The organism is Paenibacillus phoenicis, assembly GCF_034718895.1.
Classification (GTDB): Bacteria; Bacillota; Bacilli; order Paenibacillales; family Paenibacillaceae; genus Fontibacillus; species Fontibacillus phoenicis.
The window spans coordinates 3,570,826-3,592,190 of the sequence record NZ_JAYERP010000001.1; the positions used below are offsets into that span (position 1 = coordinate 3,570,826).

At 47.5% G+C, this 21,365-nt stretch carries 22 protein-coding genes, 2 pseudogenes and 1 CRISPR repeat array (1 of these 25 running past the window's edge); of the genes and pseudogenes, 14 read left to right on the forward strand and 10 right to left on the reverse strand.

Going from position 1 to position 21,365, the window contains the following annotated elements:
* A CRISPR array of direct repeats spans positions 1-714; the repeat unit is 32 nt; unit sequence GTCGCACCTTACGTAGGTGCGTGGATTGAAAT (it extends 2,191 nt beyond the left edge of the window).
* A 609-nt stretch (positions 715-1,323) separates the two neighbouring features.
* The 8 genes from U9M73_RS16940 to U9M73_RS16975 all read left to right on the forward strand — a co-directional run bounded on the left by U9M73_RS16940 (position 1,324) and on the right by U9M73_RS16975 (position 8,363).
* Positions 1,324-2,787: a potassium/proton antiporter gene (locus tag U9M73_RS16940; protein WP_323078183.1), complete on the forward strand. Its 1,464-nt coding sequence runs from the start codon at positions 1,324-1,326 to the stop codon at positions 2,785-2,787.
* A gap of 189 nt (positions 2,788-2,976) precedes the next feature.
* Positions 2,977-3,336, forward strand: coding sequence for a hypothetical protein (locus U9M73_RS16945; protein WP_260070386.1), 360 nt, complete (start codon positions 2,977-2,979; stop codon positions 3,334-3,336).
* Between the two features lie 218 nt (positions 3,337-3,554).
* Positions 3,555-3,971 carry a hypothetical protein gene (locus U9M73_RS16950; RefSeq protein ID WP_323078185.1) on the forward strand — a complete coding sequence of 139 codons (417 nt, stop codon included), beginning with the start codon at positions 3,555-3,557 and terminating at the stop codon, positions 3,969-3,971.
* Positions 3,972-4,072: 101 nt separating this feature from the next.
* Positions 4,073-4,783: a lantibiotic protection ABC transporter ATP-binding protein gene (locus tag U9M73_RS16955; RefSeq protein WP_016314426.1), complete on the forward strand. Its 711-nt coding sequence runs from the start codon at positions 4,073-4,075 to the stop codon at positions 4,781-4,783.
* Between the two features lies 1 nt (position 4,784).
* Positions 4,785-5,516: a lantibiotic immunity ABC transporter MutE/EpiE family permease subunit gene (locus tag U9M73_RS16960; RefSeq protein WP_323078189.1), complete on the forward strand. Its 732-nt coding sequence runs from the start codon at positions 4,785-4,787 to the stop codon at positions 5,514-5,516.
* A 1-nt stretch (position 5,517) separates the two neighbouring features.
* Positions 5,518-6,282 carry a lantibiotic immunity ABC transporter MutG family permease subunit gene (locus U9M73_RS16965; protein WP_323078191.1) on the forward strand — a complete coding sequence of 255 codons (765 nt, stop codon included), beginning with the start codon at positions 5,518-5,520 and terminating at the stop codon, positions 6,280-6,282.
* 33 nt (positions 6,283-6,315) lie between these two features.
* A complete protein-coding gene (locus U9M73_RS16970; RefSeq protein WP_036644107.1) occupies positions 6,316-6,975 on the forward strand; it encodes a response regulator transcription factor in 660 nt (219 codons plus the stop codon).
* Positions 6,966-8,363 carry a HAMP domain-containing sensor histidine kinase gene (locus tag U9M73_RS16975; RefSeq protein WP_323078193.1) on the forward strand — a complete coding sequence of 466 codons (1,398 nt, stop codon included), beginning with the start codon at positions 6,966-6,968 and terminating at the stop codon, positions 8,361-8,363. Before U9M73_RS16970 ends, U9M73_RS16975 begins: the two co-directional genes overlap by 10 nt.
* A 36-nt stretch (positions 8,364-8,399) precedes the next feature.
* Here the strand turns inward: U9M73_RS16975 and U9M73_RS16980 are convergent, their stop codons facing one another.
* Together U9M73_RS16980 and U9M73_RS16985 are read right to left on the reverse strand one after the other, a co-directional pair.
* Positions 8,400-9,980 (reverse strand): GmrSD restriction endonuclease domain-containing protein, encoded by a 1,581-nt coding sequence (locus U9M73_RS16980; protein ID WP_323078195.1) that lies wholly within the window; start codon positions 9,978-9,980, stop codon positions 8,400-8,402.
* An 88-nt stretch (positions 9,981-10,068) separates the two neighbouring features.
* Positions 10,069-10,413 carry a helix-turn-helix domain-containing protein gene (locus U9M73_RS16985; RefSeq protein ID WP_323078197.1) on the reverse strand — a complete coding sequence of 115 codons (345 nt, stop codon included), beginning with the start codon at positions 10,411-10,413 and terminating at the stop codon, positions 10,069-10,071.
* Between the two features lie 163 nt (positions 10,414-10,576).
* Between U9M73_RS16985 and U9M73_RS16990 the strand changes: the two genes are divergently transcribed.
* Entirely contained in the window at positions 10,577-10,936 is a 360-nt protein-coding gene (locus tag U9M73_RS16990) for a hypothetical protein (protein ID WP_323078199.1), read from the forward strand.
* Here the strand turns inward: U9M73_RS16990 and U9M73_RS16995 are convergent.
* The 7 genes from U9M73_RS16995 to U9M73_RS17025 form a co-directional block, all read right to left on the reverse strand.
* Entirely contained in the window at positions 10,933-12,801 is a 1,869-nt protein-coding gene (locus U9M73_RS16995; protein ID WP_323078201.1) for a DUF2075 domain-containing protein, read from the reverse strand. The genes U9M73_RS16990 and U9M73_RS16995 overlap by 4 nt on opposite strands.
* Before the next feature lie 13 nt (positions 12,802-12,814).
* Positions 12,815-13,147 carry a nucleotide pyrophosphohydrolase gene (locus U9M73_RS17000; RefSeq protein WP_323078204.1) on the reverse strand — a complete coding sequence of 111 codons (333 nt, stop codon included), beginning with the start codon at positions 13,145-13,147 and terminating at the stop codon, positions 12,815-12,817.
* Positions 13,148-13,328: 181 nt separating this feature from the next.
* Entirely contained in the window at positions 13,329-13,793 is a 465-nt protein-coding gene (locus tag U9M73_RS17005) for a DoxX family protein (protein WP_323078206.1), read from the reverse strand.
* 43 nt (positions 13,794-13,836) lie between these two features.
* Entirely contained in the window at positions 13,837-14,298 is a 462-nt protein-coding gene (locus U9M73_RS17010) for a DUF2269 family protein (RefSeq protein ID WP_323078208.1), read from the reverse strand.
* Between the two features lie 6 nt (positions 14,299-14,304).
* Positions 14,305-14,919: a TetR/AcrR family transcriptional regulator gene (locus tag U9M73_RS17015; protein WP_323078210.1), complete on the reverse strand. Its 615-nt coding sequence runs from the start codon at positions 14,917-14,919 to the stop codon at positions 14,305-14,307.
* Between the two features lie 218 nt (positions 14,920-15,137).
* A complete protein-coding gene (locus tag U9M73_RS17020; protein ID WP_009223468.1) occupies positions 15,138-15,524 on the reverse strand; it encodes a retropepsin-like aspartic protease in 387 nt (128 codons plus the stop codon).
* 2 nt (positions 15,525-15,526) lie between these two features.
* Positions 15,527-15,961, reverse strand: coding sequence for a hypothetical protein (locus U9M73_RS17025; RefSeq protein WP_323078211.1), 435 nt, complete (start codon positions 15,959-15,961; stop codon positions 15,527-15,529).
* A gap of 212 nt (positions 15,962-16,173) precedes the next feature.
* On the opposite strand from U9M73_RS17025, the gene U9M73_RS17030 reads away from it, so the two are divergent.
* Positions 16,174-17,418 (forward strand): IS110 family RNA-guided transposase, encoded by a 1,245-nt coding sequence (locus U9M73_RS17030; protein WP_016310842.1) that lies wholly within the window; start codon positions 16,174-16,176, stop codon positions 17,416-17,418.
* A gap of 270 nt (positions 17,419-17,688) precedes the next feature.
* Here the strand turns inward: U9M73_RS17030 and U9M73_RS17035 are convergent, their stop codons facing one another.
* Positions 17,689-18,417 carry a substrate-binding domain-containing protein gene (locus U9M73_RS17035; RefSeq protein ID WP_323078213.1) on the reverse strand — a complete coding sequence of 243 codons (729 nt, stop codon included), beginning with the start codon at positions 18,415-18,417 and terminating at the stop codon, positions 17,689-17,691.
* A gap of 502 nt (positions 18,418-18,919) precedes the next feature.
* On the opposite strand from U9M73_RS17035, the gene U9M73_RS17040 reads away from it, so the two are divergent.
* From U9M73_RS17040 to U9M73_RS17055, 4 genes and pseudogenes are all read left to right on the forward strand, one after another.
* A complete protein-coding gene (locus U9M73_RS17040) occupies positions 18,920-20,152 on the forward strand; it encodes an IS256 family transposase (protein ID WP_323078215.1) in 1,233 nt (410 codons plus the stop codon).
* A gap of 264 nt (positions 20,153-20,416) precedes the next feature.
* A pseudogene (locus U9M73_RS17045) lies at positions 20,417-20,702 on the forward strand (nucleotide pyrophosphohydrolase); the annotation flags it as partial.
* A gap of 5 nt (positions 20,703-20,707) precedes the next feature.
* Positions 20,708-20,821, forward strand: a pseudogene (locus U9M73_RS17050) (HPr(Ser) kinase/phosphatase); the annotation flags it as partial.
* Between the two features lie 66 nt (positions 20,822-20,887).
* Positions 20,888-21,298 (forward strand): hypothetical protein, encoded by a 411-nt coding sequence (locus U9M73_RS17055; protein ID WP_260070400.1) that lies wholly within the window; start codon positions 20,888-20,890, stop codon positions 21,296-21,298.
* Positions 21,299-21,365: the final 67 nt, after the last annotated feature.

Here is a 21,365-nt window from a genome sequence, read left to right on the forward strand (position 1 = left end):
GTCTGCTCCGACCGCCTCGTCGCACCTTACGTAGGTGCGTGGATTGAAATCATTCGCTCTTTGTACCGTTGCCCGGATCGCGTTTTGTCGCACCTTACGTAGGTGCGTGGATTGAAATGTCCATCATCGGAAACTCTACGTTGTATGGCTCCGTCGCACCTTACGTAGGTGCGTGGATTGAAATGGATCATATAGGCAGTTTATAGAGCAGATGGGGCAGTCGCACCTTACGTAGGTGCGTGGATTGAAATATCATCTCAACAATTTCCTTGATTTTTTCAGGTGTCGCACCTTACGTAGGTGCGTGGATTGAAATGTCCACAAATACCGCCGACAGATACGTTTTGCCGGTCGCACCTTACGTAGGTGCGTGGATTGAAATTCGACGTTAACGCATGGCAGACGGATTATAACGCGCGTCGCACCTTACGTAGGTGCGTGGATTGAAATTATAAAGATGCGGTATATCGAATTGATGGCAACCGTCGCACCTTACGTAGGTGCGTGGATTGAAATCCTTGGCATCCTTGAATTGTGTCTCTGCATAAGCGTCGCACCTTACGTAAGTGCGTGGATTGAAATGGCGGTATAGTTTTCCATCTTCGCGCTTTTCAGGTCGCACCTTACGTAGGTGCGTGGATTGAAATCACCAAAACGTAAAGATGTCTGCTAGAGCCTTCACGTCGCACCTTACGTAGGTGCGTGGATTGAAATATCTTGAAGTTTTATAGTGACACAAGAAGTCAAGGCAGTTTTTTGAAATTTTTAAGTTGTGATATCATTCGCAATATGTGATCGTGATAAGGTTCTGGAGGGGAACCCCCCTGCCGAAAACTGGTAGATAATCCGCGGTAATTAACCTGGTTCCCCCTATAGATAGCACGCTTGCACTGCCAGTATGGGCTAGATCACGGATAGGCTAGAGTTGTGTTCAAGAGGTGGCTTTGCCTCCTCAAGGGAATTCCACCTGGATTCTCCTTCTGCCCTTAGCGACACCGGCCCCAAACTTCCTAAAAACAACAGGGCGGCAAAACAAGATAATATTGCCTTGTTTACCCTCATACAAATTCCCCTCTCCTTCCATATTAAGGATTTGTTCCCCTATCAGCCTCCTCCATCGGTCAATAAACGGACATGCAAAGGACAGGAGGCGGCCAAAAAGCGGACTTATTTGCGAAAACATTCACTATATCATGAATCTAGGTATGGATTAAATAAACACGAAAGGTCGAAAAAATCGGTACGAGGCATATAAATGAATTGTCGAGCACCTCAACGAAAAGTTAAAATATAGTTATCAAGCAGATAAAGGAAGGTGATCGTTTGCCCTTTACCATCGACAATACGATTCTTCTCTTCTCCCTGCTGTTGTTCATCGGAGTGTTTACCACCAAGTTTTCCTCGCGGCTCGGCTTGCCTTCCCTCGTTTTCTTTATTGTCGTCGGCATGATCCTAAGTAAATTTATTTACTATGACAACGCCGTGATCACCCAGCTTTTTGGCATCATGGCACTGATTGTCATCTTGTTTGAAGGCGGGCTGCAGACCAAATGGCAGAACGTCCGTGGAGTGTTGGCTCCTTCCTTGTCACTGGCGACCCTCGGTGTTGTTTTGACCACGCTTGTCATCGGGGCCTGCGCGAAATACATCCTGGATGTCAGTTGGCTGGAAGGCATGTTGTTTGGCTCGATCGTCGGTTCGACGGACGCCGCGGCTGTATTTGCGGTACTAGGTGAGAAAAATATCAAGCAAAGGCTCACCTCCACCCTTGAAGTCGAATCCGGGTCGAACGACCCTATGGCCGTCTTTTTAACCGTCTCGGTCATCCAACTGATCCAATCACCGAACGCCAGTATGTTCACGATGATTTTGAGTTTTTTCTGGCAGATGGGATTGGGGCTAGCGATGGGCTTGCTCTTAGGAAAAATCGCGGTTTGGTGCATCAACAAAATCAACCTCGACTCCTCTGGGCTGTATCCCGTGTTAGCAATGGCTTTTGCGATTTTCACCTACAGTTCCACGTCTCTGCTCAAAGGGAGCGGACTCCTTGCCGTCTATGTCATGGCGATGTGGGTTGGCAATTCAGACCTCACCTACCGCCACTCCATCTTCCGGTTTAACGAAGGCTTTGCTTGGATGATGCAAATCCTCATGTTTATTCTGCTAGGACTTCTGGTCTTCCCCTCTGATCTCATTCATATCATCTGGCAAGGCATGGCGTTATCCATCTTATTGATGTTTGTCGCCCGGCCGATCGGTGTCTTCCTCAGTACGATGTTTATGCAATTTAACGTGAAGGAGAAGATTCTGATCTCTTGGGCCGGACTACGCGGCGCAGTGCCGATCGTGCTGGCCACCTATCCACTCATTGCCGGCATTGAAGATGGGCACCTCTTTTTCAATGTCGTCTTCTTCGTTGTGTTAACCTCCGCTTTGATCCAAGGAGCGACAATTTCCCCTTTAGCGAATCTTCTGGGCCTGTCCGAAGGCAAAAAAACCATTGTTCCTCATGCGCTAGAGCTTGTATCCATGGGGAAAACCAATCACGAAATTGTAGAAATCCAAGTGAGCGAACATTCCGCCGCAGACGGACAAGAGCTCAGGCAGCTTAAAATGCCGCAAGATTCGCTGGTCAACGCGATTATCCGCGACCAGAAAATGATCACCCCAAGGGGCCACACCCGCCTGCAAGCCGGTGATACCTTGTACGTTCTGGCGCGAAAAGGACAAACCGAGGAAATCAAAGCGCTGTTTCACGAGCAGGTGCTATTGCAGGAGAATAGTTGAAGAGGGAGAGGAGACAGACACGGCCCTATTGGACAGGTCGAAAGCGCAGCCTCCGGTGTTCCGGGGGCTGTTTTTTTGCTTGTACCGAGGCCCGAAGAGATGGAACGCCTGTGAAGAAATGACTTGGTATCCATTATCCATTGCCTTATACTAAATTTAGTTGCTAATATTTAGGAGGTCATAGGTCGAATGCATAAATACAGTAATATCATTTGCAGCCTGATTCTCGCTGCTGCTTTTTTAGGAGGATGTTACATCTTAGCTGAAAGAGGAGAAGACAAGTCAGAGCAGGAGGTTCATGCTAAGACGGTTATCGGGAATAAATCGATCCTAACCGAAAGCGAATTAGCCGATTATTTAGGCATTACCATGAGTGATTTGCAGGACCTCCTGGAGTTGGATCGGAAGAAAAGAGAAAATTTACAGGGAGCACGCTCATATGATACCTACTCGATTTTGCCTAGTATGGAGCTTCCTAACCGGAGTCACCTTTTTTTGAAGAGCGAAGTGGATAAGTGGGTGGAGTATCAAGTCATGCACGGATTGTGAGGCGGGAATTATGAAGAGATAAGAGCGTTGACGTTTTTCATAGTATCATCTTCGGTATTCTTACAGGGTTAATGCTTGGAACTAGTGAAATTATGGCACCATATTGTTAGGTTGCATTTTTGGGTTGCTGACTTTTGTTTATGCGAAACTCCCCTCTTCGAAGGCCTCAAATGATCCAACTGAACAGAGAAGAAGAACGGATACGAAGGAGCAGTAATATGAAACGAAAAATCATGCTGCTCACGATTCCCCTAGCGTTTCTCACCATGGTGGTGCTTTTCCTCAACCTGTATCCCACTCTGGTCAGGAACACGAAACATGATCTCCAGCTTGGGTTTATCCAAAACCAAGAATTCCCTAGAATCAACGATCATTCGGATCATTTTAAGAACAACGCCGGGCTCATCGCTATGGCCATCTACCCGGATAAGAAGGAAAGTCTGCGCCAGGCTCAGTTATATGTCACCAAACGCGGAGACAGCGAAATTCTTCAAGTTGAGAAAATGAGAGAGACGGCTGACTTAGCGGCTTTTGAAATGCGGCTGAAAAATCTGCAGTGGGAACCTGGAGAGTACACGTTATACTTCAAACGCGGATCGGATATTCAGATGAAGCTTGATTTTACGTTGGAGTAAATCAAGCTTCTTTTTTTTCGAATTAGCTCCGCAATCCTTATCAAATTCTTATAATTCCCCCTTACCATAGGTTCCAGAATGGATGAAAAGGATGAGTACACATGAACAATAACCTTATTCTGCAGACGCAGAACCTATGTAAAAGCTTTAAGGGGCAGCAAGCCGTCCGTAACGTCTCGCTTGCGATTCAGGAGAACTCCGTTTACGGGCTGCTTGGTCCCAACGGGGCCGGAAAATCCACCCTTCTTAAAATGCTGACCGGCATGCTGCGGCCAACTTCCGGCGAGATTGAATTTTTAGGCGCCCCCTGGTCACGCGAACATTTATCCCAAATTGGCGCTCTCATTGAGTCGCCTCCGCTCTACGAAAACTTAACCGCCCGCGAGAATCTCAAAGTACGGACTACACTTCTTGGTCTACCGGATACTCGAATCGACGAAGTGTTGCAGACGGTGGGTTTAACGAACACCGGGAAAAAACGCGCCGGCCAGTTCTCCATGGGAATGAAGCAGCGACTGGGAATCGCCATTGCCCTGCTCCACCGCCCCAAACTGCTGATTCTGGACGAGCCGACCAACGGTCTCGACCCGTTTGGCATTCAGAAGCTGCGCGAGCTGATTCGCTCTTTTCCAAAGATGGGGATCACGGTTGTCTTGTCCAGCCACGTCCTGTCCGAAGTGGAGCAAATCGCGGATCACATCGGCATTATTGCAGGAGGTGTTCTGGCTTATCAAGAGGCGGTCACTCCGGGAGAACATCTAGAGTCGCTGTTTATGCAAATTGCTCGTGAGCACCGGAAAGGAGACGAATAGGATGCAGGCATTCCTCCGTGCGGAATTTCTTAAAACCAAACGAACCTTTACGAGAAAACTGACCTGGTTGGCTCCTCTGCTAACCTTGTTGCTATGCACAGGATTGATGGCTGGGCCGTTCTTTCAAATCGCCAGCTACAACTGGTGGTATACCCTTTTGCTTCCCGGAGCGCTCACCTTGATGTGTACGGGTGTGATCCAAAAGGATAGCAAAAAGCTGAAATATCGAGCGATCCTCGGATTGCCGGTGTCTCTGCCAAAGATTTGGCTCGGTAAAATCGGGGTTATCGCTGGGCTGCTTCTTGCTTCTTCGGTCATTTTAACGCTCGGAGTTGCGCTCAGCGGTCTGGTCTTCCCTGCTGGATTGACTTTGGCGGACCACGCCTTGGGCAGCTCGCTGCTCTTTCTGACCTTCCTTTGGCAGATCCCGCTCTGTCTGTTCTTAACCGACCGGATCGGCATGTTTGCTACGATGATTCTTAATGTGCTGGGGAACATCGCCTGCAACATTCTGTTGGCTACTACAGCGTTCTGGTGGGCTGTCCCTTATGCGATTCCGTCTCGGCTGATGTGCGCTGCGATCGGCGTGCTTCCTAACGGACTGCCGGTTCCCGAAGGCGATGTCCTGTGGGACAAGAGCGTTATTCTGCCAGGGGTGCTGATCACGCTTGGCCTGTTCTTCCTGCTGTGCATCCTGACGATGCGTTTATTTCGCCATCGGGAGGCCAAGTAAGATGAACACCTTTTTCCGTTGTCTCCGATCTGAACTCATCAAGCTCCAAAGACAACCGACCCTGTGGGTGCACTTGCTCGTCCCGCTGGCCGGGATTGTGATTTTCTTAGGTTATTACGCCTATACTCCGTTTACGCCGGCTTCTAAAGTGAGCGCTTATTTGCAGGTGCTTGCGGTTTCTTTTCCAACGATTATAGGTATCGTCTGTGCCATCGCTGCGGACCAGGAAGCTGCTGCCGGAAATTATCAACAGCTTCTCACCCTGCCGAACCGCCTCATCGCCCTGGCTGGTAAGCTGACCGTACTTCTACTGCTGGGCTTGGGCAGCACAATTCTGGCTTCGGTGGGGTTCGGAGTGGGCTTCCTTTATCTTTTGTCTCAATCGCCCTATGGGCTCGGGTTCTATTTAGAAGCTGCTTGCCTCCTGGTTGGAAGCAGTCTGTTTCTCTATGCCTTGCACCTCTACGTGAGTCTGCGATTTGGCAAAGGCGCATCGATCGGTCTCGGAATTCTGGAGAGCCTCGTGTCTGCCCTCCTGCTGACCGGCCTCGGGGATTACAACTGGATCTACATCCCTTGCGCCTGGGCTGCCCGGTTCGTCAGCCTTTGGATGCAGTACGGTGGCGCGAATGCTGTCTCCCTCCCGATCCCGGCGGACACTTTGCTTGAACCCGGAATCCTTGCCTGCGTCACAGGGACCTTGGCGATCATGGTATTATTAGGAGTGTGGTTCCGGCGATGGGAAGGTACGAAGTCGCTGGAGTAAACTCAGATCTCATCAATAAAGAAGGGATAGAAGATGGCCCATATTCTTGCGGTAGATGATGATCCGGCCGTGCTGACCTTAATTCGGAATATTTTGCAAAAAGAAGGACATCTCGTCACAGCTCTCTCCTCTCCTTCTGAAGTGTTGGCGCTGCAATTGGGAAGCTATGACCTGATCTTGCTGGACGTGATGATGCCAGAGCTGGACGGGTTCACCCTCTGCCGGCAAATTCGCAGCAAGGTCGACTGCCCAATCCTGTTCCTGACCGCCAAATCCATGGAGAATGATCTGGTGGAAGGCCTGAGCATCGGGGCGGACGATTATATCGTCAAGCCGTTTGGGGCAGGCGAGTTACGGGCGCGAATTGCCGCCCACCTCCGCCGGGAAAGCCGGGAACGACGCAGCGTGCTCTGCATCGGCGAAGTTCATTTTAACCTGTCGGGCAAGGAGATGCGGGTGCAGGATACCTTCATCCCGTTGACCAAAAGCGAATATGCGATCTGCGAGTTTTTGGCGTTAAATCGGGGGCAGGTGTTCTCGAAAGACCAAATTTATGAATCCGTGTTTGGATTCGACGGAGAAAGTGAAGCTTCCACCATCGTGGAGCATGTCAAAAATATCCGCGCAAAATTAAACCAAATGAACGTCAATCCGATTGAAACCGTGTGGGGGATAGGATACCGATGGAAATAGCCCGCGTCACGTCAGGACCGAAAGAAACCAAGCTGCGTACGCTGTTTCTAAAATATTTAGCCGCTTTTTGTCTGGGAACGATTGGGCTTGCCCTGTTGCTATCCTTGATCTTTGTGGGGCTGCTGTTCACTGGAGCCGTTCTCCCAGCAGATTATGCCGAGAAGCAAGTGCAGGAGGCTAAGTCTCGCCTCATGGCGGGACAGGAGCTGCAGTTGGACGCCCCCTCTGTGTTGTACCAATATGCGAAGTACACAGTAGATGGGAAGCTCTTGGAGCACAGCTTATCCGCCAAGCAGGGAGAGGCGGCGTGGAAGCGTCTGGAGGGCGATCAAGCGAGAGGTTATTCTTTTCTATATCATTATATGAAGGTCACGCATGGCCAAGAGGTCTATATCTTCCGGTATTCTCTTGCCGCCCAGTTTAACCAAGCGACTCTGCGCCGCTTACTGCCTAGTGCGGAACTGGCCTTTTTCGTCCTGTTCTGTGTCCTCTTTCTGCTTCAAGCCGTTCTGTTAGCCTCTTCGTTTGGTCGAAAGCTTGCCCGCAAAATGAGCGGACTGCAGGAAGCAACCCAGCGCATTCAGGAGCAGGAGCTGGACTTCTCCATCCAATACAGCGGGATCGCTGAAATTGACCAAGTGCTTCGATCCATGGATCAGATGCGGGATGCCCTGAAGAGCTCGCTGGAGCAGCAATGGAACCTAGAGCGCCGCCGCCGGGCTCAAATCTCAGCGCTCGCCCATGACGTCAAAACCCCACTCACCATCGTTCGCGGCAATGTCGAGCTCCTCTCTGAAACGGAACAGTCGGAGGAGCAACGAGAATACACCGAATATATCGCCCAAAGCGCCCGTCAGATGGAAGCTTATATCAAGACCTTGATCGAAATCACGAATACGGAAACTGCGGCTTCCTATCAGCCCGTAAACCTCGATCTGAAAGAGTTCATCCATACGCTCGAAGCGCAGATTCAAGCTCTCGCCGCAGTTAAAGAGCTTTCCGTCGCAGTCCACTTCGTTGACGCACTGCCAGACGAGCTCTATGCCGATCCTGGCTTGTTGGAGCGCGCCCTCATGAACGTCATCGCCAACGCCATGGATCACACCCCGGCGAAGAGTACAATCTCGCTATCGGTGGAGGCTGCAGGCGATCGGATTCAATTCCGCGTGACTGACGAAGGCCCGGGCTTCTCGCCTGAAGCGCTCAAGTACGCCACCGAACAGTTCTACATGGGCGACCCGTCCCGCCGAAGCGACGGACATTACGGCATGGGCCTCTATATCACCCAGTTTGTTGCCCAATTACATGGGGGTGAACTGCATATCGCCAACTCTGATGTGACGGGCGGGGGTGAGGTGACGATAGAGGTGCCGGTGAGGGAAAAATAAACAGAAGCACCCTATGGAAACGATGCTTCTAAAACTTTATTTAATTAATTCCCTTGCATAGTTCACTAACTTTTCGACCCTAATTTTTAGAAATTCATTATAATCCATATCAAGTGCATTAGGGGGACAAAATGCTGTTTCTAAAATAGCTGGCAGATTAATAGGATCAATTAAATTCTTATAACTTGAAGGCGCCTTATCCTTAATCTTTTGATTATCTGCATTATTTAAAAAGCAAATATTTGCAAGTAAGTTGATATCCTTTTTATTAGTTATTCCCAAGGAATTCTCTAAGTAATGAACAGGGAATATATGATGAAATTCATTTCTACTCACATTTTTCAAAACTTTACTTAGGTCAACTTTTGCACCTGAAATAAATGATCTAGGTCCTCTGTGAGCTAATAAAGTTATAAATGTTTTCGTATTTACAGTGCTTACATTAAATTGATTGTTTTCAAAAAAGGAAGAGTCTACCGTGCACTCAAAACTTGCAATGTCATATTCTTCGTTTTTCCGCAGTTCATCCATGGCTCTTAAGTCAGCCTTATGTGCATCAGTGACACCACTAGAATATCTACGGGAAAAACACGATCTCCAAAACCATCTTACAAGTTGTTTCCTTTGTTTTTCAGTATATAAAACTCCATTTTCTTTATCAGTTGCGAAAAATCTTGTGAGTGCTACAATCATCGCGGGATACGGCATCGATTTAAGTGAGAATATATTTAGTTCTCTCTGCAGAAAATCAATACTTGATTTTATACCATTTTTAATTTTAGTAAAATTATTTCGAACTTCTTCTCCTTTCAGATTTATAATTGCAGCGGGGGCAGTATCACCAGAAATGACACCACTACAACATTTTAATTGCAAATCCTTATCGTATGATAGATCACCAAACCCAAATGGTTCTATTTCCTCGGCTAGCTGTGAAAACTCATCCTGTAAATCAAAATCGGTGCTCCAACTCCAAGCAGATAACAACTGAAATGTATCAAGTTGTGTACCGAATCTATTAATTCGTTCGAAGACAATTGCAACATGATGCTTATCTTCGGTCTCCATTATTTGAATTGGTATTAGAGTTTCCTTAAAGCGTTCTTGTAATTTATCAATAACTACTATAGTTTCAGCATCTAATCCTTCAGCAGCTTTCCGATATTTCACCGAGTCAAAAAGGCAATTCATTGGAAAATATCTAGTCGGATCAAAATCTTGAGCCTTCAGTGGTACAAACTTACTCTCTTGGATAACATCCTTACTTGTAAAATCGAAATAAATATCTAGCCACTCATCATTTTGATTAGGGGATAGTTCTGTTTGAAATACGCTGAAAAGAGAGGTGAGTCTCTGCTGACCATCAAGTACATAATCTATAGGATAATCCTTCCTTGGATCAGGAAGTGTAAAATTACCCAAGTCTCTTTCAACCTTTAATCGCTCCCTTGTCCGCCAAAGTAATATAGTTCCGATAGGAAATCCTTTATAGATACTATCCAGCAAAAATGAAACCTGCTCAGAGGACCATACGTACCCTCTTTGAAATGCAGGTATACGAATTTCTCCCGATGTTATCTTTTCAATGAGTTTCCTTATCGTTAACGGTTCCGACAATATAATTCATCTCCTATGCAAAATTAATGAAGTTACATAACTCATATGTGATCAGATGTGATCCAAGGTTTTTATAGCTTTATTTTCCTCATACATCCTTGGTATCCAAAACATCCTTTATTACCCGATAGATAAGCTTATTCTCTTCCAATGACCGATTATAAAGTAGTGAATTCACTACCTCAATAACCTCCGCTTTATCCTTCCAAGAGTCTACGTTCTTTGTTTCGTGAAACTGAAACATCACCGCCAAAGGCACATCCAGCCCTTGTATGATCTTCTCCAGAGTCTCGATGGAAATATTTCGTGCTCCACGTTCGACAGTTCCTATGTATGATGCGTTTACCCCAGCTCTTTCAGCAAGTTCTTCTTGTGTAAGACCTTGTTCCTTCCGCAATTGCTTGATTCGTTTTCCTATTATCTTCAGCAGCACGGTTTACCACCTCTCTATCAGATTAGAGAAGCATTGTGCCCACAAACAGAACAACATATACATTATTTTGTTGATTTTAATGTATATATGCACTAAAATATAAATTGTCACTAGTTTATTTCCACTAATCCCTTGAACTTCCAAATATAAAGAAGGAATAACAATGGAGTACCTCAACATTTCTTTAGAACCTATGGATAATGAGAATTCAATTATTTATTGTGGTGACACCATTATAGTTGACTGCAGTTTACTTCATAATGCTTCCCACAACTGCTGTACCATCATGTTTAGGAAAACCAGTGAAGCTATGGAACAACTGGTCAATCAATCAACAAGCGAAACGCACATCAACCTGTTTGTAGAACAGATTGATCCTGCAACGTATGGGGCTATTCACGGCTTTTTGAAGTCAGCACTGGACAAAAAAGAAAACCATCCGCCTTCTGTAATAAGGCTGATGGTTTGGGTATTCGATCAAAAAACGCAAGATTTCATTGCCTATGATTTTTACGAGGTTTAGCCACTAGTCACCCTTTTTAACTGCCCCTCCAAATACCCCCTCAACTCCGGATCCCGACAATACAAATAACATCCCTTCATCCCTCGGGAAATCAGCACCTTGTAGATGTTTTTGATCAGCTTGGTGAGTTGACCGGGATTGTTCTTGAGGCCTCTTTTGCCCATGGTGTCTTTGTATTCGTTGTAATCAGCGTAGAGTTGCATAGTGGTCGGGTCATATTTTAGATCATTGCCGATAATAACCCCAACGTAGTCGAATTCTAGCCCTTGCGAGGTGTGTACGCAGCCGATTTGCTCGACACCATCCTCATGGATAGCCCAAGTGCTGGAGATGGCACGGCCATTCCACGGCATCTGAAAATCGTGTTCTGGGATGGTAACGTCCGCGACTTCACCGTTGCGGTTGCCTTCAGTATCTTTGGTCCAGTCCCAGGCAAATCCGGCGAGCATCCGCGCTTTGTACCCTGCCGCTACCTTCGCTTTTATCTCTTCATAGACCGCATTCGGCGTATCGAACAGCTTGAACTCAAAGCTATCTTGGTCCCAGCCATCAAAATTAGCTGTCGGTCGGATTTGCAGTACGTGATCAATCCAGTTAATGAACCCTTCAGCTCCCGAGCAGCGGAACTGGGCGGATAGAGTGTACTCATGAACTTCGGAGCCATAGGCCTTTGCGATTCGCTCAATTTCGGCCACAGTCCCGATATCATCCGGACGAATCCGCTGGTACTCATCGATAAAGAACACGTTGACCTTTGAGGCCTTGATGATGTCCTCGATCTGATTCACACCGCGGTACTGGTAAGCTCCTTTTCCCTTGAGACGGTGAGCTTCATCAACGATCAGCACATCAAAGAAGTTCTCCGGGGTATCCACAAATTGCCCCGATCCCGCAAACAATCCTCGAACTCGTGCCTTGTTCTTAGGTTGCTGTTTCGCTAGCGTCTCTACCATGACCGTCCGGAAGGAAGCGTTAGGCGCGACAAACTTAGCGTTTAGCTTGTGCTTCAGCAAGCCGCCCAGGGCATTCATAGAGATGACGGATTTTCCGGTGCCCGGGCCGCCTTTGATAATGATTGTTTTTTTACGACTTGGATCCTTAGCTAGGCTGATGATCGTCTCGTAAGCTACCTTTTGCTCGTCCAGCAAGATAAACTCGGCGTTTCCTCTGAACAGCCCATCCACATGGTCGATCAGTTTCTTAGAAGGCCGAATTTTCCCGTTCTCGATGAGGTAAAGCAGGTTAATGCCTTTTCCCTTACCGACATGTTTGTATAGAAACTGTTGAAGCTTCGTTGTATCATCCGCTTTAAATAGCGGGGCTTCTCTGATGATGTTTTGATAGCGTTCGCTCTTGAGCGGATCGGGTTCCGGGACACGATAGTTATGTAAATAAGCGCAGGAATAGCTCTTAAGATCGCTACTATGAATCGCTTCATTCATGTCTTCAAGAAACTGGCGGTAAGACCATGCTTGGTAGGAGGGATGCGGAATCTCGCGTTGACGTCCGTTGATATAAGCCACAACCACGTCCTCCCGGTCTGTTGCTTCGGCTGCATCCCACTGCTTCAATTCCACGATCACGAAGTTATCTCGGCCCTCCGCATCCTGCCCTGCCACGATAAAATCAATACGCTTGCTGGTTGCCGGGATGTTATACTCGATCATTACGCCACAATCATCGGCGATATTGGCATTACGAATGACGCGTTCCATGAATTGCATGGAATTATTCCAGGCTCTCTTTTCCCCTGGGCTAGGTCTCATCCCCATCTTGTTGATAAAAGCCTGCTCTATCTCCACCGTAATCTGATTACGATCCACCGACTCACGAAACTGCAACGCATTGCTGCTATATATAATCAAGCTGTCTGCACTCCTATAGCTCGTTATATTTATTCATTTTCCCAAAAGACTTGTCCACCGGATACTTCACTCCATTCCGCCGCATCTTGTCCCGAATGATTTCCTCGATATTGAGGCCAAGCGCAGCGGCTAGGTACACTGAGTAGATCAGCACATCGGCCAGTTCGTCGGCGATGTCTTGTTTCTTCTGCGATACGGCATCTTCGGACGTTCTCCACTGAAAATTCTCTAACAACTCGGACGCCTCAAGACTTAGCGAGATCGCTAAATCCTTCGGATTGTGAAATTGCGCCCAGTTACGCTCCTCCCGAAAAGCAAGCAGCATTTGGATCAGCTCTTCATTCATGTTTGTACTCCTATCATTCCGTCATTTAATTCGAGCCACTCCATCCACGCAAAAAAGAGGCGGTCCTCCCCTTTACTCGGGGCCCGCCTCTAGTCGTCTCTTGGTGTGGCCATGCTTTGGCCCTTGGTACATTCTTCCTAATACCAAGTTATTACAAAATGGAAGATTCGTCAAATTCCGCCTAAATCCGCCTTACACTTCGGTAACGCATGTAATAGATCATGATAGCGAGTGTCGCCGACAAAAAAACAATCTGCATCAACGTACGAGGCAGCAAAGCTTGGTGAGCGGCCGTCGCTAGACCGGAAAGAGCGTAATAAACGTTTGCCGGGAACATGCAGATGAGGAGAAGCGAGAGACCTCCCGCCGCCCAGATGACTGTCGGACGCCACAGCAACCCAAGTGCCCCGGCCAGTTCTAACACGCCAGTGAGCGTTACAATAAACCCAGGGTAAGGCAAAACAGGCGGCACCATACTTATCAGCTCTTCCCGCATCCCAACAAAATGAACGGTGCCAGTCAACACAAACATCGCCGCAACTCCGCCCCGAAGGGCAACAGGCCAAGTACGCAGTCGTTTGACTCCCGCCGCTCCCAGAGCAAGGATCGCTAGCGTGACAACGATAAGGGTGATCAGGGGCTCCATGCGCAAACCTCCGTTATTTTCAAATTTTGCAAAACCCGTGTCCTTAGAAACCTTTGGAGATCATTAGATACAGAATCACAAGTGGAAGCAAAGTAGCGATCGTCCCGTAAACCGCCCAATTCCGAGAAGCCTTACGATATGCCGCTGAGACGGTGCCACTCTCGATGTCATCGGAGCTCAGGCGAATCATTTTGCGCTGCATCGGAATGAGGATTAACAGCCAAATCAGCCCGGTCACGGCAAACAATATCAGTGAGAAGGTAAGCCAATTTAACCCCGTCAAGGAGTAGCCCAGGCTCCCCGTCATCATGCCGCCGGAAAGGACGATCAGGACAAGTCCAGGAATCGTAAAAATATAATCTGCGATCATCACGTTCTTAGCAGCATAGTGCATGATTTGAGGATTTCCGGTCCGGTCTGCCCGGATTTTCCAAAATGCTGCCGTTATGATATTTCCCACCATCAATAAGACACCAAGTACATGCAAGGTTAACCAAAATCCCACAACCGCTCACCCTTTCTCTTCCCGTTCTCTGACGGGGTTCAAAATGTCCGTCATCAGTGAAGTTAAGTCCTGTGCATTAACCAGCGCTTGCACGTTCGGAATTCTTGCGCGAATTCGGAAGCCAAGTGTCATCAGCGTGAACAACTCCGCCGTTTTGTCCGCCTCAACGGTTTCGGGAATGACGCCGTGCTGCTGACCTGTTTCAATCCAGAGCTGGGATAAGAATACGGTCCGTTCGTAAAACTGCTTCAAAGCCTCCGCAACTGCCGGGTCCTCTTCTTTGCCAAACAAATACACAAGCACTTTGTTGGTCACGTTCTGCGGGTTTTCAAATTCAACAATGCTGTCCTTAATTTTCTGCATCGGATCATCAAAGTTCCGACGTCCTTGCTCAATCTCATTCATGAAGCGTCGGTTCGTTTCTTCAAGCCCCTCTTGCAGGATCAGCACAAAGATATCGTCCTTGCTGTTGATATAATGAAAAATTGCGCCTTTGGACAGGCCGGATCTGCTCATGATGTCCTGCATCGTAATCGAATGGCATCCTTTCTCCTGAATCAACTCTTTCGTTGCATCGATCAGCCGTCTTAACGTCCGTTGTCTGCGCTCCTCCTGTTTCAACACGAACCCTCCGGAAAATTCTTCAAATTTGATGTATCTTCATTATAAATACCGACCGTTGGTTTGTAAATAGGAGGGCTCCAGTATTTGTACTCTACAATTCTGTTTTTGATTTCGAACCACAATCCATTTACACAAAAAGAGGCAGTCCCCTTTGATTGGGAACCGCCTCATATTAATTATTGGATTATGCCATGCTTCAGCCAATAATTAATAACTTAACTGATTGACTCAGGTAATCTGAGTTCAAGCTTGTCCAAATCAACGACAAAACCGTTTGCTTGTAAAATATCCAAGCCTAGCAATCCCTGATGTGACTTAGGCAGCATGCCTACATCAACTTCGACTCGCTCCAATCTAAGAGAATCTATGATAATCTCGTCAAGAATTTTCGTGTAAAAAGGGACAGTTCCACCAATTCCATACGCCTCGTAAACCGGATCACCATTTTCATAAGTAACCCCAATTTTCTCCAGGACATCCGGACTGAATACCGTATGCGAAGAACCTGTGTCAACAATAACGTCCGAGATTTTCATAGATTGACTACGATATTGTACGGTCAGCTCTACCGTAAGCAAGTTGCCATCATAATGGATATCCATACTTAATGCCTCATTCTAACCAACGGGTTATTTCGTATATGGATGACACATTCTTCGTTTGAGGTGTGATACACAATCTGACCTGGCTCCACATTAAAGAACGCCTTGTTAGCCTCATGGTCAGGAACAGTTCTTACAGGGGCGACTTCTGTAACAATCTTCTTTCCCTCTTCCTCGCGATAATCAAGAACGGAAAGAAGGACGAATTGATCGGGAAACAGCTTTCTTACCTCCTGCCACTGCATCGTAAACCCTCCTCGTATAGTATCTTTAAAAAGCTCTTTTAGGTTCATTTCCATCCCCCGGGGGATGGAAAACAGCCTCCAAATTTCCAGCTTGTTCTTTGAAAATTCCATCAGGGACTGGACTTTCCGGTATGCCTCTGGACAATGGAACGTAGGGTCCATTCGGGGAAATCCTTCTGCCTCCAGTAGCATCGTCTACTCCTTAAGTCTGTTTCTCCGGTACGCGTCTGAGCTTCTTACCCGCTGGCTGTTCCCTTCGGCATCCCATGCCCGGTTTTAGCAGATCCGGGGCAGCTCATGGCCCGAAGTGTGTCCTCATACGCGAGGGTGATAGATCTGCGCGTGCGCCGGAGGCATCCCGGAGCGTCCATTCCCTGAATCCCTAGCGAAAGGAGGAATTTCACTTGAAGCTTTTTGTCGGTATTGACGTGAGCTCGCAAGAGCTCGAAGCGTGTTTCATGAACGCTGACGGTGACAAGCTTGAGACACTCACCGTCAAAAACAATTTGAATGGCGCCTCGCACTTGCGTGACCAAATCGTCGCTGCAGCGGACAAGTTGGCCGTCACCGAGATTCACATCGGCTTGGAAGCCACTTCCGTCTACAGCTGGCACCCTGCCATGTACCTGCATCAGGATCCAGCGCTTCGAGAGCGCAAGGCCAAGGTGTTCACCTTGAACCCCAAGCTCATCAGCAAGTTCAGAGAAGCCTATGCGGATATGGACAAGACCGACCGGCTCGACGCCTGGGTCATTGCGGATCGCCTGCGCTTCGGCCGCCTGACGACCACCATCGTCATGCAGGAGCAGTATGTCGCCCTTCAACGCCTCACGCGCATGCGTTTCCACTTGGTCCATAACTTGGCTCGCGAGAAGCAGTACTTCTTGCAGAACCTGTTCTACAAGTGCAATGCGTTTACAACCGAGGTCGACAGCTCCGTGTTTGGCCATGCGCTCATGGAGATGCTCTCCGAGAAGTTCAGCCTCGATGACATCGCCGAGATGGACGTGGCCGATCTGGCCGACTATCTGCGGGACAAGGGACGCAATCGTTTCCCCGATCCCGAGCGGGTCGCCCGCTGCATTCAGCAAGCTGCCCGCGCCTCCTATCGGCTGTCCAAGGTCGTGGAGGATTCGATTGACCTGGTGCTCGGCACCTCCATCGAATCCATCCGCAGCATCCAGAAGCAGCTCAAGGATCTCGACAAAGCGATCGAGCGGGTCCTCGACGGCATTCAAGGCGCTCAGTGCTTGCTGTCAGTGCCCGGCATCGGCAAAGTCTATGCAGCCGGTCTGCTCGGCGAACTCGGCGATATTGAACGGTTCAAGGATCAAGCCGCCGTCGCCAAGTACGCGGGTCTGACGTGGCGCAGGCACCAGTCCGGCGTCTTCGAGGCGGAGGACACCGCCCGCATCAAATCCGGCAACCGATTCCTGCGCTACTACCTCGTTGAAGCTGCCAACTCGGTTAGGATGCGCGATGAAGAATTCGGTGAATATTACCGGAAGAAGTATCACGAAGTGCCCAAGAATCAACACAAACGCGCCCTCGTCTTAACGGCAAGAAAACTCGTGCGTCTGGTCGATGTGCTGCTACGCAGCGGCCAACTCTACACGCCTCGAAGGAAGGTGAATAGCGCCAAGGATTAACGCCTCCTTTGCCTTAGTCCTTCACGAATTCCCAGTAAAAATCTGGTATCTGACATGGTTTTTGGCTGGGTTTGGTTTGATGCGCCCTTTTTTCGTGACTCCGCGCTCAACAGGCACGGGAAATTTCCAATTCGATTAAATCAACAGCTTGACATCATACCGCTGGACTTATTCAATGGATATCCGCATAGCCGATCGCGCTAGTTGATTATAGTTTACCATAATTCTCTGGCTTGCCTTAGCATTTTATATTGTCGGGAAATAGTCTTTTTAAATCGTATCGATATTATTTTGTAAATTCTCCTTTAATGCATCAATAATCATTATCGTCGTGGGATAATTTCGAAATTTGATATGATAAGCCAGATATAGTTCATTCGTTACTCTAAACTCAGGATAGATTATTTTTACGGTATGATTGTGAATAGATTTTTCTAGCATATAATTTGGAAGAATGCTGATTCCAGCTCCATGTTCTATCGCCGTCAATATTGAATGAAGATCCGGGAGAACATGTTTGATTTGCATTTGCGGTCTTTTCTTAAAATATTCTCTCCAAAATCTTCTGATGATCGGTAATTCACTGCCATAACTGAGCCAATCTTGTGAACACAACCAGGCTTCAAAGCGTTCCTTATCTTCATAATGATGTTCTTCAAAGTGATAAGGTGCAACCAGTACAAATTCTTCTTGAACATAATGGATATATTCAATGCCAGGGGCAGGGATTTTTTGGGACGTTATAATCATGTCAAGTTTTTCCTCGATCAGTAATTCAAGAATATAGGAGGCCACCCCAAAAGTTGCATTAACTCGAAATGGAAATTTATTTAAATTACGAGCTAAATTCTCACGGAAGTATTCGTATCCTGTACCGATTTTAACCATGGGGACGGTTAATGAGTTTTCCATTTTGAATTTTTGTGTAGTCTCCTCCAAAGCTTCAATAAGAGGAACCACTTGTGTGTAAAGCTCTTTCCCTTTTTCGGTGGGAATCATTTTTCTTGCAGTTCTCGTAAATAATTTATCATTAGATTAATGCTATATATCCATAAATAAAATTATAGATAAACCGGAGTAAAGAGAATTCAAAACGAGGACGTAAAGTATCATGCGCCCAATTACAAGATAAGGGCCCGCCAATCGATAGGCAGTGGGCACGCTGTGAGCAGGATATCGGCGGATTCCCTAACTTGAAGGCATGTTTACCACAGGCACCGGTCAGGGATTTTTGTATCTGATGCAGTGGAATCGAGCCAACCCGAACCTCTCACTCCAAGGCTGCATGGTGACTCAAGCGGTAGTCGCCCTTATCTTTAACCTCGGAGCGCTTTATTTTCTTAAAAGGAGAAATGTTTATCATTGGACAAGCTAAATGTAAATATAAAAACTGACGCGGAGGACGCCGTCCATGCCATCCTATGCCAACAAACAACCTTAATCTCTGAAATTCAGAAAACCGCTCGATTATTTATCGATTGAGAAAGGTTGGATGGAAAGGATGAACACAGTGGCCCCAAAGTTCAGCAGAGATCAAGTAAAAGCCTTCATTAAAGACAACGATTTAAAAACAATGGCGGATGTTCAGTCTGCCCTAAAAGAATTATTTGCCGACACGCTGCAAGAAATGTTGGAGACGGAGCTTGATCATGAGCTGGGCTATGCTAAGCACGACGTTGCAAATAAGCAGACAAAGAATAGTCGCAATGGGAAGAGCAAGAAGATGATCACCAGCGAATACCGTGAACAGGAGATTCGTGTGCCCCGCGATCGTAACGGTGAGTTTGAACCCATGATCGTAAAGAAGCATCAGTCGAATGTAACCGGCATTGAAGAGCAAATCATTGCGATGTATGCCAAAGGCGTTAGCACTCGGGACATCCAAGATCACTTAGCTCATCTGTACGGCATTGACGTGTCTCCGACGATGATCTCGAACGTGACCAATAAGCTCATCCCCCTCGTTAAACAATGGCAAAACCGTCCGCTGCAAGGCGTGTATGCCGTTGTATTTATGGACGCCATTCATTTTAAGGTGAAGCAGGACGGCGCGATCGTAAATAAGGCAGCCTACATGGTCATCGGCATCGATCTCGACGGAAACAAGGACGTTCCCGGCATGTGGATCGGGGAGAATGAGTCCTCGAAGTTTTGGTTTAGTATGCTCAATGATCTGAAAAACCGCGGCGTTCAAGACATTCTCATTACATGTGTGGATAATCTCACCGGCTTTTCGCAGGCTATTACCGCTTGCTATCCGAATACGGAAATCCAGAAGTGTGTGATCCACCAGATTCGCAATTCAACGCGCTATGTATCCTACAAGGATTTGAAGAAGGTCACGGCTGATTTGAAGCCCATCTACAAGGCTGCAACGGAGGACATGGCCTTAGTAGAACTTGATCGATTCGAGGAGACCTGGGGCAATAAGTATCCGCTGATCGTGCGTTCTTGGCGCACAAACTGGGATGAGATTGCAACTTTCTTCAAGTATCCTCCGGAAATTCGTAAGCTCATCTATACGACCAACATGATTGAAAGCTACCATCGTCAACTACGTAAGGTCACGAAGGGAAAGAGCATATTCCCATCTGACGAATCCTTACTCAAGATGCTTTATCTCGCTACGATGGATGTTACTCGCAAGTGGACAGGCCGTGTCCAGAATTGGGGACAGATCTTGCTGCAGCTCTCCGTTTTCTTTCCGGATCGCATCGGCCCCCATCTACGTTAATTGATTCCGGCATTTTCACTAGGAGGGTTTACACAAAATTCTTGACAGACTCACCAAAATATAAATTACCTTGAGCTTTTGTATACTAAAGTTCAAGATAATTTGTTGATATATACACGTCATAATGGGCTATCTTATACCTCTGAGGGACGCATAACAAATGAGTATACGGAAGACAAGCAATTTGAGATGTTCGCGGAAGCAGTGGGCGCTAAATAACTTCAGCATCCATGACTTGGACCATTTCAAAGTAACCCGGAGTGGAATTGGGCGCAATTCCACAATCCGAAGGATTTGGCGATTTCGCTAAGCCTCGAGGCATCCGAGCTGTTGGAGAATTTCCAATGGAAATCGTCTGAAGACGCGGTATCGCAGAAAAAACAAGAAATCGCCGACGAACTGGCCGACGTGCCTGATCTACTCGATTTATCTGGCCGATGCGCTGGACCTCGACATCGAAGACATCATTCGGAACAAAATGCGGCGGAACGGCGCCAAATATCCGGTGGAGAAGTCTTTTGGCAAGATGACCAAATATAACGAGCTATAGGAGTGCGGGACGTCGCCGGCCTGATCGAAGCCGCCGCGAACAACTGGTATCTGAAGCAGCTCGGCTACAGCGCGGTAGATGAGTTTATGAAGCGGATCGAGGAGGAGATAGGGTCGTAGGGGCTGCTGGCGAGCTCCTATGATCCCAACGAACCCAATGGTGAGTGAGGGAGGTTCAACGCAAAGATGTTGTGGAAAGTGAACGGAGTCAGCGTGCTGTATGCTTTTTCTCTATGTGTTCAAGTGGAGCTTCTGATGAATGTGTATCGGCTGGAAAGAGTCACTGGAATCGCCCATATGGATCGTTATGTTCCTGTGGCGGTGCTCCTTCTCTTTGTTCTGTTCTCCATCCTATCTTATGTTCTGACGAAGTTCCAGCTGAGCCCAGGAAAACGAAAGTACCTAACAACGATCTTGTGGATTCCTTATTTCCTGCTGTTCATCAAAGGATTTGCCTCTGCCTATCCGATCACCGATCCCCAAGAGGTGCCGCTTCCGGGGATGGGGTTGGTCATGATCGCGGCGTGTGGGTTGTATCCGTTCTATATTGCGGGTTTGATGTTTTGTGAGGATCTTAGAGCAAGAGAGGTCTGGTAGTGTTTGGCAAGGTTTAGTATTAAGCAGTAAGAAATGGGTTTAGAGGGACACATTTTTAGGAGATTAG